This window comes from Flavobacterium gelidicaeli, assembly GCF_013294005.1.
Taxonomy (GTDB): Bacteria; Bacteroidota; Bacteroidia; order Flavobacteriales; family Flavobacteriaceae; genus Flavobacterium.
On record NZ_JABSNK010000023.1, the window covers coordinates 1 to 16,342 of the forward strand.

Annotated in this window: 11 protein-coding genes and 1 rRNA gene; 6 read left to right on the top strand and 6 right to left on the bottom strand. The window is 33.3% G+C overall.

The window, feature by feature from the left end; all coding sequences use genetic code 11:
* A 5S ribosomal RNA gene (rrf, locus tag HNP99_RS17890) occupies nucleotides 1-76 on the top strand; the annotation flags it as partial.
* A 117-nt stretch (nucleotides 77-193) separates the two neighbouring features.
* On the opposite strand, the gene HNP99_RS17310 is transcribed toward rrf, so the two are convergent.
* The 4 genes from HNP99_RS17310 to gldJ form a co-directional block, all read right to left on the bottom strand.
* Nucleotides 194-892: an ISAon1 family transposase gene (locus tag HNP99_RS17310; protein WP_463671065.1), complete on the bottom strand. Its 699-nt coding sequence runs from the start codon at nucleotides 890-892 to the stop codon at nucleotides 194-196.
* Nucleotides 893-1,165: 273 nt separating this feature from the next.
* Nucleotides 1,166-1,519: an ISAon1 family transposase N-terminal region protein gene (locus tag HNP99_RS17315; protein ID WP_173854706.1), complete on the bottom strand. Its 354-nt coding sequence runs from the start codon at nucleotides 1,517-1,519 to the stop codon at nucleotides 1,166-1,168.
* Nucleotides 1,520-2,326: 807 nt separating this feature from the next.
* Nucleotides 2,327-3,613, bottom strand: a complete 1,287-nt coding sequence (locus HNP99_RS17320) for a UDP-N-acetylmuramoyl-tripeptide--D-alanyl-D-alanine ligase (protein ID WP_173854707.1) — start codon at nucleotides 3,611-3,613, stop codon at nucleotides 2,327-2,329.
* 63 nt (nucleotides 3,614-3,676) lie between these two features.
* A complete protein-coding gene (gene gldJ / locus HNP99_RS17325) occupies nucleotides 3,677-5,356 on the bottom strand; it encodes a gliding motility lipoprotein GldJ (RefSeq protein ID WP_173854708.1) in 1,680 nt (559 codons plus the stop codon).
* A gap of 208 nt (nucleotides 5,357-5,564) precedes the next feature.
* Here gldJ and porU point away from each other — a divergent pair, with 208 nt between their 5' ends.
* The 5 genes from porU (at nucleotide 5,565) to HNP99_RS17350 (ending at nucleotide 13,993) form a co-directional block, all read left to right on the top strand.
* Nucleotides 5,565-9,398 carry a type IX secretion system sortase PorU gene (gene porU, locus HNP99_RS17330; protein ID WP_173854709.1) on the top strand — a complete coding sequence of 1,278 codons (3,834 nt, stop codon included), beginning with the start codon at nucleotides 5,565-5,567 and terminating at the stop codon, nucleotides 9,396-9,398.
* A 37-nt stretch (nucleotides 9,399-9,435) separates the two neighbouring features.
* Nucleotides 9,436-10,635: a type IX secretion system outer membrane channel protein PorV gene (porV, locus tag HNP99_RS17335; RefSeq protein WP_173854710.1), complete on the top strand. Its 1,200-nt coding sequence runs from the start codon at nucleotides 9,436-9,438 to the stop codon at nucleotides 10,633-10,635.
* Nucleotides 10,636-10,711: 76 nt separating this feature from the next.
* Nucleotides 10,712-11,194, top strand: coding sequence for a cytidine deaminase (locus tag HNP99_RS17340; RefSeq protein WP_173854711.1), 483 nt, complete (start codon nucleotides 10,712-10,714; stop codon nucleotides 11,192-11,194).
* 141 nt (nucleotides 11,195-11,335) lie between these two features.
* The gene (gene pdhA / locus HNP99_RS17345; protein WP_173854712.1) at nucleotides 11,336-12,334 is read left to right on the top strand and encodes a pyruvate dehydrogenase (acetyl-transferring) E1 component subunit alpha; all 999 of its coding nucleotides are present in this window, start codon (nucleotides 11,336-11,338) and stop codon (nucleotides 12,332-12,334) included.
* Nucleotides 12,335-12,337: 3 nt separating this feature from the next.
* Nucleotides 12,338-13,993 (top strand): pyruvate dehydrogenase complex dihydrolipoamide acetyltransferase, encoded by a 1,656-nt coding sequence (locus tag HNP99_RS17350; RefSeq protein ID WP_173854713.1) that lies wholly within the window; start codon nucleotides 12,338-12,340, stop codon nucleotides 13,991-13,993.
* 243 nt (nucleotides 13,994-14,236) lie between these two features.
* Here the strand turns inward: HNP99_RS17350 and HNP99_RS17355 are convergent, their stop codons facing one another.
* Nucleotides 14,237-14,815 carry a DUF3575 domain-containing protein gene (locus HNP99_RS17355; RefSeq protein WP_173854714.1) on the bottom strand — a complete coding sequence of 193 codons (579 nt, stop codon included), beginning with the start codon at nucleotides 14,813-14,815 and terminating at the stop codon, nucleotides 14,237-14,239.
* Nucleotides 14,816-14,864: 49 nt separating this feature from the next.
* Nucleotides 14,865-16,103 (bottom strand): glycosyltransferase, encoded by a 1,239-nt coding sequence (locus HNP99_RS17360; RefSeq protein ID WP_371810479.1) that lies wholly within the window; start codon nucleotides 16,101-16,103, stop codon nucleotides 14,865-14,867.
* Nucleotides 16,104-16,342 lie beyond the last annotated feature (239 nt).

A 16,342-nucleotide genomic window follows, 5' to 3' on the forward strand; every position in this document is an offset into this window, starting at 1 on the left:
CATCCCGAACAGAGTAGTTAAGCCCGCCTGCGCAGATGGTACTGCAGTTATGTGGGAGAGTATGTCGTCGCCTTTCTTTAAAAACCCCTATCCTTTCGGATAGGGGTTTTTTGTTTTTAATTAATGATGTAGTTATGTGGGAGCTCTCCCGAAAGTTTTCAGAGTTTATGGTATCAAGAACAAAAGTTGGGGATTAGGTAAATAATTTAGTTAATCTAAAGAGAAAGAAATCCACTTTTTGTACTCCTCTAAATTGATTTCTGAATGCTTTTATTTTAGCATTAAAAGATTCTGCCGAAGCATTTGTGCGTCTATTATCAAAGTAGTTTAAAATCGAATCATAGTTGATTTTAATGGTATTCATAATTGTATTAAAGCTTTTAATTTCTAATTTTTCTACATCATTATACCACTGCGCTAATTTTGTAATAGCAATTAATTTGTCTGTATTTTTATTGTAGATATTACGTAATTTTAGACTTAGGTAATAGACTGTTTTAATTTCTGGATATTCGGCAAATACTATTATAGCCCTTTGTTTCTGACAATCACTCCATTTGTTTGGGCTTTTGTATAGTAAAAAACGGATTCTAGTGAGTAATTGTTTGGCTGTATCTCCGTTAGAAAATTCTTTTGAGATTAATTGTGTTTTATTGAGTTTAGCTTGAGTGATGGCAGTGTTTTCGTTATCTAATGCTTCCCATTTAAACCTAATTCTTACTTCTTGAACAGCTTCTAATGCTAGCTTTTGAATATGAAAACGATCTGTTACTTGCTTTGCTTGTGGAAACGATTTTTTCGCAATTAATTTCATACTATTAGCCATGTCAAGTGTGATTTCTACAACTTGGTTACGTTTAACAGAACTTATCATTTGGAGGTAATTAATCACTATTTCGGCTTTTGTCCCTGCTATAATAGCTACTATTGCTCCTTTTTACCTTTGGCAGCTTTATTTGTCACCACAGTATAGAGTTCGCCCATTGATAAATTAACTTCATCAATAGATAAATATTGTCCCATATTTTCGGGAAACAATAACCATTCACTAGAGTGCTCTCTTTGGTTCCAGGTAGTGAAATTACTGAGATGTTTTTTATATTGTCGTTTTAGTTTCTTTGCGTCGACTCCAAAGAAGAAGCCTATAGTGTGACAATCATTTGCTTTAGTATCTATTAATCTCTTTTGAAAAATCCGCAAACTCTTGAAGCATGCGGGTTCCTTGTGCTATAATATTCCAATCACGTTGAATTATTGCTTGAGATTCTTTATCTGTCCATCTTCGTCGTTTAATATATAAATAAACCAACTTACCTCTCAAAGGGAAATCTTGGATGGTGATTTCGTTTAAGAATCCTTTAGAGACTAGTTGACGATTGTTAAACTCTTTGGAAGGAGTATTTTTCTCTTCAAAAAACAAGTGCAATTCCTCTTGTTCGATTTTAGTACTTACTAAATCAAAGTGTTCTATTATTAATTCAGGAAGTATGAGTTTTAATAGTTCTATGTAATTTTTCAAAGCTTGATTTTTTGGCGCTAAGTTATGAAATCTTAGATTCCTCCCCAACATTTGAGATTGACCTTCAATGACTATCTGGAGAATTCTGAAAACATTTATTTGCATTAAAAGATTTGCAGAAGTATTTGCATCTCTATTGTCAAAGTAATTTAATACTGCATGATATTGTATTAAATTATTTAAAACCTGATTAACTCCTTTTTATCCCATTTTACTAATCTAGGTAGACTTTAGATACCATCTCGGTAGTCTTTTCAAATACATTTCTTAAATGTTGGTAAGATCATATTCTTTATTCAGCAACTATAACCACTACACTATCTTTCTTTGCCTTAGCTTCTTTGTTAGTTATTAAGCATAAAGCTCTCCAGTTGACAATAAGGTTATACTTATAGATAAGTTTTTGATTAAATTATCAAGAAATAAAAGTGATTATTTAATCTACTGTCTCTAAGCCAAGTTCTAAAGTCGCTAAAAAAATAATTTGTACTGATTTTGTAAGTTCTTACTTTACTCACTACAAAAGAACGCAATAGCACTACAGTCATTAGTCATTTAATCTATTGACCTCTTTAAATAAATATGTAAACTCTTGTAGCAATTGAACTCCGTCTGTTATTAAATTCATTTGCAATAACCAACAAGATAAAATACAACTTGTCTTGTATCCTCATTAAGATACCATCTATGTGTAATATGCAGATATACTTAGCATACACATAGGGTAAAGCCTCGATTTTAATTTCAATAAAAAAAGCCGTCAAAAAAATATTTTGACAGCTTTTTTTACTGAAATAAATAATTAGTCTATTTTAAATACTCTAAAGTTCTTTCTAATGCCATTCCTCTAGATCCTTTTATAAGTAACATACTGTTATCAATGCTGTTCCATTTCAAGTATTCAGAAAAATCATTGAATGATTTATAAAACTTAAAATTTTGCTTATCATTTCTGCAATCATAAAAAGCCTCTCCTATAAAAAAACAGTTTATTTTTGAATTTAATTCCAGCGATGCTACCAAAGCCTTATGTTCCTCTTTAGATTCATCACCTAATTCAAACATATCCCCAAGAATCATTATTTTGTTAGGCTTCTCTAATTGAACGAAATTAGCAATAGCAACTGCCATGCTACTAGGATTAGCATTATATGCGTCTAATATTATTTCATTAGAACCTTTAGTCGTTAATTGAGATCTATTATTAACAGGAACATATCCCTCCAAAGCCTCTTTTATAGCCGGTATATCAACTTTAAAATAAGTTCCAATAGTTATTGCAGCATCAATGTTATTTGCATTATACAAGCCTATTAAATGAGATGAAATTATACAATCTAAATATTTAATAACGACAAATGGATTTGCGCTTGCTGAAGTAATATTTACATTAACCTCTTTATTAGCTATTCCAAAAGTAAAAGAATTTAAAACCTTACCTTTTTCTAATTGAATAGGGTCGTCCAAATTAATAAATGCCAACTTATTATTTTTTGAAATATAAGTATACATTTCGCTTTTACCTTCAATTACACCTGCTACTCCTCCAAAACCTTCTAAATGTGCTTTGCCAAAATTAGTTATATACCCAAAATCCGGTGTAGCCAATTCACATAAAAAAGCAATCTCTTTTTTGTGATTTGCCCCCATTTCAACGATTCCGATTTCAGTATTAGAATCAAATGAAAGCAATGTTAAAGGAACACCAATATGATTATTCAAATTTCCAACAGTAGCTTTAGTATTGAACTTTTTAGAAAGAACAACTTGTATCAATTCCTTTGTAGTTGTTTTACCATTACTACCCGTTAAAGCGATAATTGGTAATTTTAGATACTTGCGATGAAATTTCGCTAATTCTTGTAAAGCAACTAAACTATCATTTACTAATATAGTACGATCATCAATATAATAATCTTGGTTGTCAATAATAACATATAACGCGCCTTTATTTAAAGCTTCTTGAGCAAAGGTGTTTGCGTCAAAATTAACCCCTTTTATAGCGATAAAAAATGATTCTGGGATAATCTTACGAGTATCAATAGAAATCGATTTACATTTTAAAAACAACTGATGAATGCTATTAATATCCATTAAAAAAAGGTGTTATAAGACAAAAGCCCTAATTAAAGGGCTTTTGTAAAATTATATTTAAATTTAGTTTCTAGCAGATCTTTTTCTTTCTGCTTTCGGCCCTACTCTAGACATAGCACATCTAAAACCAATGTAATCTGTAGCCATATCTTGAGGATAATACCTTCTTTGTGCTGGATCTAACCAATAAGCTCTATCCCTCCAAGATCCACCTTTATAAACTCTTACATTATCATTTATTAAAGTAGTTCTTGCACTAGATCTATCATATTTTCTAACCATTGCACCTAAGCTATCTGTAGTAACATTATGTTTAGGAGAATTGTACATCTTTTTAGTTGCTGATGTTTTGTCATCATCTGAAGATTCAGACATTCCGAAGTCATAATATTTAGAAGATTGTTTATCACCATCTCTGTAGTTAATATTATCACTTTTATCAAAATTTTGTCTTAAGTAAGTTTCGTTTTCATCAACAGGCATTTGAGCAATTTCACCCGGTAATGTTCTAACTATAATTTTACCATTACTTAAAGTATCTTTTTTCATTGTTTCTAAAGTAACAATTTCAACTTTTCCGTCTTTTCCAATTTTGTTTTTAGAATAACGGTTACCTCTAAAGTAATTAAAATCATTTGCCTCATTATCAACTATTGGTCTATATACATCAGCTACCCATTCAGCAACGTTTCCAGCCATATCGTATAATCCAAAATCATTAGCTGGATATTTCTTTACTTCATTAGTAATATCAGCGCCATCATCAGACCAACCTGCAATACCACCGTAATCTCCATTACCTTGTTTAAAGTTAGCCAATTGATCTCCTTTAGTTTGTCTTTTACCCGAACGCGTATACTCTCCAGCCCAAGGATATTTCTTTTGACCTTTATAAATATTATATTCTCTTTGTCCTACATCTGCAGCAGCTGCATATTCCCATTCTGCTTCTGTTGGTAATCTATATTCTGGTAAAAGAATTCCTGAAGAACGTTGTGCGTAAACATTTTTTTCTTCAGTAACATTACCGTCTTTTCCTGGCTTAGGAGCTTTTCTAGCATCTTTTCTTTTTAAAACTAAATCTTCACTACCACCATAAGTTAACGTTGGAGCGAGTAAATATGTTTCAGTACTAAAAGAACTTTCTGCAGTAACATCATCAGTTTTTGCATCTTTCTTTAAAAAACCTTTTTTCTCAAGAATAGCTTCATTAACACGATCAGTTCTCCATTTACTAAATTCAACAGCCTGTATCCAATTTACACCAACAACTGGGTAATTTGCGTAAGAAGGATGTCTTAAATAGTTATTAGTCATTGTTTCATTATACCCTAATCTATTTCTCCATACTAATGTATCAGGAGAAGCACCTTCATAAATATACTTGTATCTTTCATCACTAGGAGGGAAAACACTTTTTAAATAATCTAAATACTCTAAATACATGAAGTTTGTTACTTCGGTTTCATCCATATAAAATGACTGAATATGTTGCTGCGTTGGAGTATTATTCCAATCATGCATAACATCATCCTGAACTTTTCCCATTGTAAAAGTTCCTCCTTCTACAAAAACTAAACCTGGACCTGCTTCTTGTTTACTTGAAGCTTTCTTTCCATTTACATTCCAACCAGTAGCTCTTGATGTGTTACTTGAACTAGATTTTTTGCTACAACTAGCAAAACCTAAGACCATCATCATAGATAACATCAATCTTAAGGTCATAAATTTGTTTACTTTCATAATATTTTAAAGGTAATGATTTGGTGCCGCAATATAATAATTAACAATTAACATGCAATACGGTTTTAAATAATTTTAAATTTCGAAACTTTTATGGTTAATTATACATTTCAAAACGCAAAATTATACAATTTATTATTTACTTTTATATTAAATGATTTATTTTTGCTTAGATATAGTGTGAAAATAACACTAGAACGAGAAAACAATGAGAAAATTATCGATTATTTACCTGCTACTCATTTGTTTTGTTTCTTTTGCGCAACCCAAAATCGATATAACTATTCAATGGTCAGAGAATAAAAAAACTTTTTTTGGTAAAAATAATTTTAACATACCTCAGTTTGCAGGTAAAGAATATTTTTATGATTTTAATCAACAAAAATTATTTTTTACTATAAATACCAACACGCAATTTCCATTAAACGACAGTGATATAGTTATCAGTAATGTGGTTTTTGAAAACACTACTAGCAATCAACTAGGGGATCTACCTATAGAAAATATAACAACACAATTGTACCCGAGAATCACAAATAGTGTTTCCAGAAGTGTTTCTCAATCATTTCTTACCATAAATCCTATAATCAGGGATCAAAACGTAATTAAGCGCGTAATATCATTTTCATATACAATTAATAAAAAAAGTTATTATTCAAATCAAAATACAAATAGGTTTCAAAATATTATTAGTAATTCAGTACTTTCAAATTCAGAATGGTACCGCTTTTATGTAGAAAAATCTGGTGTTTATAAAGTTTCTAAAACTTTTTTACAAGATTTAGGAATGAATCTAAACTCGATTGATCCTAAAAGAATTAAAATCTATGGCAATGGAGGACGTATGCTTCCATTGTCAAATAATATAAAGTATCCAAATGACTTGACCGAAAACGCGATACAAATTATTGGTGAGGAAGACGGAGCTTTTGACTCAAATGACTATATTCTTTTTTATGCAGAAGGAGTTGATACTTGGAATGATGAAAGCCAAACCAATAACAATTTATACGACAGTAAATCCTATTACTATATCACCGTAGCATCAAGTAATGGGAAGCGAATTCCTGAAAAAACGCAGCCTAGCGGTAATGCTACAATAGATTTAATAACTTATGATGACCATCAGTTTCATGAGCAAGACAATATAAATATTGCCCATTTAGGCAGGCAATGGTTTGGTGAGGCATTTGACATTAATCAAGAACAAGAATTTAATTTTAATTTTCCAAATTTAGATAGCAGCGTACCTATAAAAATAGAAGTTACCGCCGCTGCTGCTGCATATACCCCAACAAGCTTTTTGATCACTTCGAGTGGACAAAACATTGGTACAATTACTTTTCCTGCTTTAAACACCAATACTGATACTGAATTTTACGTACGCTCTTTATCAAGCAGCAGCACTTTTAATGGATCTGAAGATACTAAAATTAAAATCATATATAACAATAACGGCGTTCCAGGATCAAAAGGCTATCTTGACAATATAAGATTAGTTGCCAAAAGAAAACTTCAAGGCTACGGTAAACAATTTCCTTTTCAATATGATTTAGCAGGAAACTCCTTAGCGATCGCACGATATGCTTTTTCTAATGCTTCACTAATCAATCAAATTTGGGATGTAACTGATATTTATAATGTATCTAAAATAACCAACTTAAATCAAGATAATTTTTCTTTTAAAAGTGATTTAGGTGAAGTAAGAAAATACGTTGCCGTAGATCAAGGTGATTATTACACTCCCTTTAAAGATGGAAGGTCAAAAGTAGCTAATCAAAATATTAAGGGAACAATACTTAAAAATAAACAAGGACAATTCCAAGACATTGATTATATTATTATAGCTCCAAATACGCTACTTACGCAAGCTGAAAAATTAGCTGATTTTCATCGAATGAACAACAACCTCAGTGTAAAAGTTATTTCGGCAGAAAGTATTTATGAAGAATTCTCGTCAGGTAAACAAGATATTGCTGCAATAAGAAACTGTATAAAATATATTTATGAAAATGCCTCTTCGGTCGAGAAAAAGGTGAAATATGTGAATTTATTTGGCGACACTTCTTTCGATTATAAAAACCGAACAGCTAACAACAATAATATAATTCCAATTTATCACGCGCTTAGTAGCAGTTCTTCTGGAGAAGCTTCTTTTGCATCGGACGATTTTTACGGACTAATGGATGCTAACGAAGGGAATATTACTTCTTTTTTTGGCGGAATTGATATTGCCGTAGGACGGATGCTTGTTAATGACTCTAAACAAGCTGAAGAAATGGTCAATAAAGTCATTGAATACCACAACGAAGCATCTTACGGGAGTTGGCGCAACGAATTTGTAATGATTGCTGATGACTCTGACGCTTCATTTGATGCTAATTTACAATCCAGACAAAACAGTCTGGCTGACTTAATCACTACCAAAAAACCTTTTTTTAATATCAATAAAATTCTTTTAGACTCTTATTCTCAAGAAGCTTCCGCAGGTGGATTTAGATATCCAAAAGCCAGAACAGACTTATTTGATGCTTTCGAAAAAGGTGCTTTAGTGTTTAATTATCTAGGTCATGGTGGAGAAGATGGCTTGTCATCTGAAAGAATCTGGGAGAAATCCGATGGTCAAAACTTAAACAACCAATACAAATACCCTTTATTTATAACAATTACATGTGAATTCTCTCGTTTTGATAATCCATCAAGACCTACCGCAGGTGAATATACTTATTGGAATCCAAAAGGTGGAGCTATTGCCATGATTACCACAATTAGAGCAATAGGACAATTTAATGCCGAAAACTTTAATGACACGCTGACCGAAAACTTATTTAGTTATGACAGCGATCAATACACCTCAATTGCCGAGGCTTTAAGAATATCTAAAAACAGTAACCCTAACTCCTCTACAAATGTAGTTTTTTACATAGGAGACCCAGCTTTAAAACTAGCGATTCCACAACCTAAAATCCGACTCACAAAAATAAATGATATTCCAGTTGCACAAACCACAGATGATTTTAAATCATTAGCAAAAATAAAAATTACTGGCGAAGTCACTGATGAGAATAACATACTGCTTACAAATTACAACGGGACACTTGCTGCTACTATATTTGATAAAGTAATTTCTAGAAAAACACTTAATAATGATGGAAATAGCCCTCCAATGGATTTTAAAACATTAGGTGAGACTATTTTTAGAGGAAATGCTTCTGTAAAAAAAGGAGCATTTGAATTTAGTTTTGTTGTACCAAGAGATATTAGGATACCACTTGATAATGGTAAAATTAGCTTTTACGCCAAAAAAGAAAAAACATTAGAGAATGAAACTGGCTATGATACAACTATTAAAATAGGAGGAATAAATGAAAATGCACCTCAAGACAATATTAGCCCAAAAGTAAAGTTATATATGAATGACGAAACATTTGTTTCGGGTGGTATTACAAATAGCTCCCCTTTTTTACTTGCGTATCTTGAAGACGAAAACGGAATAAATACAGCAAGCGGAATTGGACATGATATTACAGCAATTTTAGATGGAGATGTAAGTAATCCTTATGTCTTAAATGACTACTATCAAACCGATGTAGATGATTATACCAAAGGTAATTTAAGATTTCCTTTGCGTAACTTAGCCTCAGGAATACACATTGTAACGTTCAAAGCCTGGGATGTATATAATAACCCTGTAATACTAGAAATTCAATTTGTAGTTGTCTCAGATGAAGGGCTAACTTTAACCCATGTGTTGAATTATCCTAACCCATTTGTAAACTACACTGAATTTTGGTTTACCCATAATAGACCATACGAGCCCTTAACTGTTCAAGTTCAAGTAATGACTATAACAGGAAAGGTAGTTTGGACAAAAAATCAAATAATAACAACCGAAGGATTTCTTTCAAAAGAGATCACTTGGAATGGTAAAGATGATTTTGGAAATAAAATTGGAAAAGGTGTTTACATTTATAAGCTTACAGTAAAGTCAAACCTATCAAATAAAAAAGCTGAAAAAATCGAAAAACTTGTGATACTTTAATAAAATACTATATTTGCTCAATGAATTTTAAACTCGTATGAAAAAAACAATATTTATAATTAGTTGCCTTCTTGGTATTTCCTACACTTATGCACAACAGGAAAGAGTAATCACAACTGGGGTGCCCTTTTTAATGGTGTCTGCAGATGCAAGAGCAGCAGGTATGGCAGATTTAGGAGTTGCAACATCTGCTGATGTATTTTCACAACAATGGAATCCTGCTAAATATGCTTTTTCGACTGATAAGCAAGGTTTTTCAGTAAGTTACACGCCTTATTTAACTGATTTAGCTAATGATATTTCATTAGGACAAGCGACTTATTATAACAAAATAAGTGACCGTAGTGCTTTTGCAGGAAGTATTCGTTTTTTTGGATTTGGAGACATTGAACTTCGACAAACTTCTGAACCAAATGAAAAATTTAAAATAGTATCTCCTAATGAATTTGCATTAGATGGATCGTATTCCTTGAAATTGAGCGAAAAATTCTCTATGGCAGTAGCCGGAAGGTACATACGCTCTAACTTAAAAATAGCTTCCGAAACTGTTGACGCAAGCTCCGCAGGAACATTTGCAATTGATGTAGCTGGTTTCTATCAATCAGAAGAAATTGCTTATTCAGAGTTTAACGGAAGATGGAGAGCTGGTTTTAATATTCAAAATTTAGGTCCTAAAATAAGCTACGACAGAGATGATTTTAGCACAAACTTTATTCCTGCTAATCTAAAGATAGGAACCGGTTTTGAGTTTATCTTAGACGATTATAATACAGTGGCGGTTAATGTTGAATTCAATAAACTATTAGTACCTACTCCACAAGTTGGTTACGATAATGGTGAGTTTACAGGTAAAGATTTAAATGGTGATGGAACTGTAGATATAAAGGACTTTACCCAAGCAAAGGAGGACTATAGGTCAATAGGATGGGCTTCTGGAGTTTTTAAGTCTTTTGGAGATGCTCCTAACGGCTTTAGCGAAGAATTAAAAGAAGTAACCTATGCTGTAGGTGCTGAGTACATGTATCAAGATTCATTTGCTTTCCGTGCTGGATATTTTAATGAGAACGTATTAAAAGGAGCTAGGAAATACTTTTCTCTAGGTGCTGGTTTTAAATACAATGTAGTAAAAGTTGATGTATCCTATTTATTCTCAACATCAAAAATTAAGAATCCGTTAGAAAACACCTTACGTTTTTCTTTAACGTTTAACTTTGGAGACAAATATGACGTATATTAGCACTCAAAAATAATTTTAAATTAAAGATCCAAATTTCAGTAAAATGAGATTTGGATTTTTTTTCCCTTTATAAAAAATGAAACAAATAGCAATCACCACCCAATTTTCGGTATATGATGCCGTATCTGAACTTCCAGCCGAAATAAAAGATTTAATGGAACAAGCCGTTGCAGTTAGAAAAAATGCTTATGCGCCGTATTCTAATTTTAGAGTAGGAACTGCTTTATTGCTTGATAACGGTAAAATAGTTTTAGGTTCTAATCAAGAAAACGCTGCTTATCCATCAGGATTATGCGCAGAGCGCGTAGCCATTTATCATGCAGGTGCAGTTTATCCTGATGCAAAAATATTAAAAATGGCAATCACAGCTGCTTCTGATGCAAATCAAACTTCAGCACCTATTCCACCATGTGGATCTTGTAGACAATCTATAGCTGAATATGAAATTCGTCAAGAAACCCCTATCGAAATCTACTTTATGGGAGAAATAGGCGCAATTTATAAGTCGGATTCCCTTAAAAACTTGCTACCATTCATGTTTGATAAAAAGTTCTTATAAATAAATCAGAAAATTAGCTTTAAAATTTTAGTTCTAAGCTTGAATGTCTTATTTTTGCGATTCGCAAATTTGTGGGAGGAAACTTTTTTGCGTGAGGGTAATTGATGAACAATAAAAACTTTAGCAAAAAAGACAACTGAGATGAAAGAAGTTACAAAAGAGGTTTATTTAAAGTGGTACGAAGACATGCTGCTTTGGAGAAAGTTTGAAGACAAACTTGCAGCATTATACATTCAACAAAAAGTTAGAGGTTTCCTCCACTTATATAACGGTCAAGAAGCGGTTCTAGCAGGTGCATTGCATGCAATGGACTTAACTAAAGACAAAATGATTACTGCTTATAGAAATCACGTTCAACCTATTGGGATGGGTGTTGATCCAAAAAGAGTAATGGCTGAATTATTAGGAAAAGTTACTGGTACCTCTAAAGGTATGGGTGGTTCCATGCACATATTTTCTAAAGAGCACCGTTTTTATGGTGGTCACGGAATTGTAGGTGGACAGATTCCTGTAGGAGCTGGTTTAGCTTTTGCCGATAAATATTTTGAAACTGGTGGAGTTACAATGACCTATTTTGGTGATGGTGCTGCACGTCAAGGTTCCTTACATGAAGCTTTTAACATGGCTATGTTATGGAAATTGCCAGTAGTTTTTATCGTTGAAAACAACGGTTACGCTATGGGAACTTCTGTTGAGAGAACTGCAAATCATACAGATATCTGGAAATTAGGTTTAGGGTACGAAATGCCTTGTGGACCAGTAGATGGAATGAATCCTGTAAAAGTAGCAGAAGCTATGACAGAAGCTATCGATAGAGCAAGACGTGGTGATGGGCCTACTTTTTTAGAAATGAAAACGTATAGATACAGAGGTCACTCTATGTCTGATGCTCAATTATACCGTTCGAAAGAAGAAGTAGAAGAGTACAAAAAGATAGATCCAATTACACAAGTTTTAGATGTAATTAAAGATCAAAAATATGCTACCGAAGAGGAGATTGATGCAATCGAGCAAAGAGTTAAAACTTTAGTTCAAGAATGTGTGGATTTTGCTGAAGAGTCGGAATACCCTCCAATTCAACAACTTTACGACGTAGTATACGAACAAGAAAACTATCCATTTATACCTCATAAACTATAAATTATGGCAACAATTATTACAATGCCTCGTTTGAGCGATACGATGACGGAAGGAACGGTAGCGACTTGGCTTAAAAAAGTAGGTGACAAAATTAGTGAAGGTGATATCTTAGCTGAAATTGAAACCGACAAAGCAACAATGGAATTTGAGTCTTTCAATGAAGGAACTCTTTTATATATTGGAATTCCAGCTGGAGAAACTGCTCCAGTTGATTCTTTATTAGCAATTATTGGTGAAGAAGGTGAAGATATTACAGCATTAATTGCTGGAGGATCAGCTCCTGCTGAAGCAAAAGAGACTAGTACTGAAGAAGCTCCAAAAACAGAAACTAAAAAGGACGAAGTGGCAGCTACTGCAAACAGTTCTGAATTGCCTAAAGGTGTCGTAGTAGTAACTATGCCTCGCTTGAGCGATACAATGACCGAAGGAACTGTAGCGACATGGCTGAAAAAAGTTGGAGACAAAATTAGTGAAGGAGATATTCTTGCTGAAATTGAAACAGACAAAGCAACTATGGAATTTGAATCTTTCAACGAAGGTACATTATTGTACGTTGGTATCGAAGAAGGAAATGCAGCTCCAATTGATAGTTTATTAGCCATCATCGGGCCTGCGGGAACGGATGTTTCAGGAATAGCAGCCAACTTTAAAGCGGGTGCAAAAACAGAAACTAGTTCAACTACCGAAGCACCTAAAGCAACTACAACCGAAGCTACTGCTCCAGTTGTACAAGAAGAAGCTACAGATGGAAAAAGAATTTTAGCATCGCCATTAGCAAAGAAAATTGCTAGCGATAAAGGAATTCAATTAAACCAAGTTAAAGGTTCTGGTGAAAACGGACGTATCATCAAAAGTGATATCGAAAATTTCACTCCAGCAACAGCAGCTCCACAACAGGCTGCCGCTACTCCAGCTGCAAAAACTGAAACTGCTGCAGCTCCTGCCGCTGCACCACAAATATTTGTTCCAGCAGGAGAAGTATTCAAAGAAGAAATTAAGAATTCGCAAATGCGTAAAATCATTGCGAAAAGATTAGCCGAGTCTTTATTCACAGCACCTCATTACAACTTAACTATTGAAGTTACGATGGATGACGCTATGAAATCAAGAGCAATAATCAATAGTGTTCCTGACATAAAAGTTTCTTTTAACGACATGGTTATCAAAGCATGTGCAATGGCATTAAAGAAACACCCAAAAATCAACTCTCAGTGGAAAGAAGATGCAATCACAATTAATCACCATGTGAATATTGGAGTTGCGGTTGCTGTAGAAGATGGATTAGTTGTTCCTGTATTGAAATTTACAGATGCAATGAGTTTATCACAAATTGGCGGAAGCGTAAGAGATTTAGCAGGAAGAGCTAAAAACAAAAAACTATTACCTACAGAAATGGAAGGAAGTACGTTTACTGTTTCTAACCTAGGAATGTTTGGAATCGTAGAATTTAATTCTATTATCAATCAACCTAATTCTGCAATCCTTTCAGTAGGAGCAATTGTAGAGAAACCAGTGGTTAAAAACGGTCAAATTGTTGTAGGAAACACAATGATGCTTTCACTAGCTTGCGACCACCGCACAATCGATGGAGCAACTGGAGCACAGTTCTTACAAACATTAAAACAATACATTGAAAACCCAGTCACTATGCTTGCATAATTACTGAGTTACTATAATAAACAAACCCCGTTAAGTCTAGACTTAACGGGGTTTTGTATTTTAAATCGTCTTCAGAAATAAAAGCAGAAACTTAGTTTTCATCAGGAAATTGAGTTACCTCTAGACGCTGTATCTTGTGGGGTATCCCAAAGCATAGCAAGTTGCACCCACAAGGATTTTCACTTCAGTCGGGGCTAAAGAGGAAGATTTCGTTTAGATTAAAATCCAAATTAGATACGCATTTTAAAATGTATATCCAATTTTTGCCTGTAAATCAGTATAATTATTTAATTGATCACAATTGCAGCTATGTGAATTGCTGTAGATATTATATTTTACACCAAAACCAAAAGCAAACTCATAACTGAAATTCTTTGCAAAGCTGCGTCTAATTCCAAAAGTTGGAATAGCAAGTATGCTGTTAGCAATTCTACTATTATCCTCAGTTATATAAATTGGTATTCGATTGGCAGAAAACGAAGTTTTTAATGAGAAAAAATTTGAACTGTTATGAGCAATGTTTCTACCTAAGCGATTTCTTCTATCGATCCCATAATAAAATCGGGGCTCAACAACCACACTTACAGGGATAATAGTTCCGTTAGTAAGCCCAGTATCCCAATCGAAATAAGTATATGTACTCAATTCCGTAGCTAATTCTGTGCGTAAGGCCCACTTTCTATCCAGCTTAAATTCATAAAAAACATCTGCTTTTACAATCCCAAGCTCGACACCATACATGTTTTCTTCAACGCTTATCTCTTGTGCGCTTGCGGCGATACCAAACAAAATAAGCAACAACCCAAAAGTATTTTTTTTCATAGAAAGATTTTGATATTCAACTGTAAAAATAGAAATAACTTACAATAAATCACAATATTTTATTTTTTTCTTCAATCCACTTTGACATGTATTTGGTACTTCTTAAAGAATGATGTTGCAACAATTCACCTAAAAAGTTATTCAATCGATGTTGTTTTAAATTATTCAGTAAACTTTCAATATGTTCTTTAAAATCAAACTCAAAAAGTGTTCTTACATACCGTTGATTTATGATATCTAACCCATTTTTTTGGGCATCAAGCCACAATTGTTCCTCTTGACACAGCAATACTGCCTTGTTTGCAAAACCTTCAGGACTGTCTTCAACAAAGCCATTCCAAACTAATGTGCCTTGCATAGATTCAGCACCAATGGAAGTGGTTACGCTTGGCGTACCACATTGCATCGCTTCAATCAATTTTCCTTTTATACCAGCGCCAAAACGCAAAGGAGCCAAAACAACCCTTGCTTGCTGCACCACTTCACTAGCATCTACAGCACGACCCCGAATTAAAAACCCCTCCTTAACATTATTTAGTTGCACTACTTTTTGAGATGGATAAGCACCGTACACATTTAAAACTGCATCAGGCAATTGTTTTTTTATCAAGGGCCAAATTGTTTCTTTTAGATACTGCACGGCATTCCAGTTGGGCTCATGAAGAAAATTACCTATAAAAACAAAATCCTTTCTTTCTTTGAAAGAGGACAACTGTTCCAATTTTGGAACTTCACGACTTTCTACTAATAAAGGTAAATAATACAGTAATGCACTATCTATTTTAAAAGTAGTTGTTAATAATTCGATTTCAAATTGGGATATCATTAATGACAGATCACATCGTAAAATACTGGCTATTTCTCGTTTTGCGACTTCTTCTACTACTAAGTCTTCGGTTTTAAATACACGTTTTTCTTTGAATGCTTTTTGTCTAGCCAATCGCAAAGAATGCAAATCTTCGGTGTCTAAAATCCTTAAAGCGTCAGGACAACTATCGGCAACGCGCCAGCCAAATTGTTCTTCTATCATAAAACGATCAAACATCACTACAGATGGATTGAGTTCTTTGATGAAAGTATCAAAACTAAGTGAGTTTAATAAAATACTTTTTTTGTCGACATTATACGCACTCAAATCAATCATGAAATCACTGTCTTGCGCTGGACTTGCAAATGTGATTTGGAAACCCTGTTCTTGAAATAGAGCTATTAATTGCATCATTCTTCCACCAGCTGCTGAAGAATTGGGCTCAGGCCAAACAAAACCTATAATTAAAAGTGATTGCACTGTTTTTTGAGTATAAATTATTGTTGCAAAATAAGACTATTTTGATGAAATTCTCCTATCCTTAAAAAGTTTAAGCTGCTTTATAACGCCATTATTATCTACAAAACAATCTAATATGCAGGATTTCGTGTGAGGGATAGTAGTCAATGTCATTAAGTTAAGACACAAATAGATAAAAACCATTGGGTTACGAACCTAAATTAGGTTCTTTGTAATTGACAAAAATACAATCCCAATGG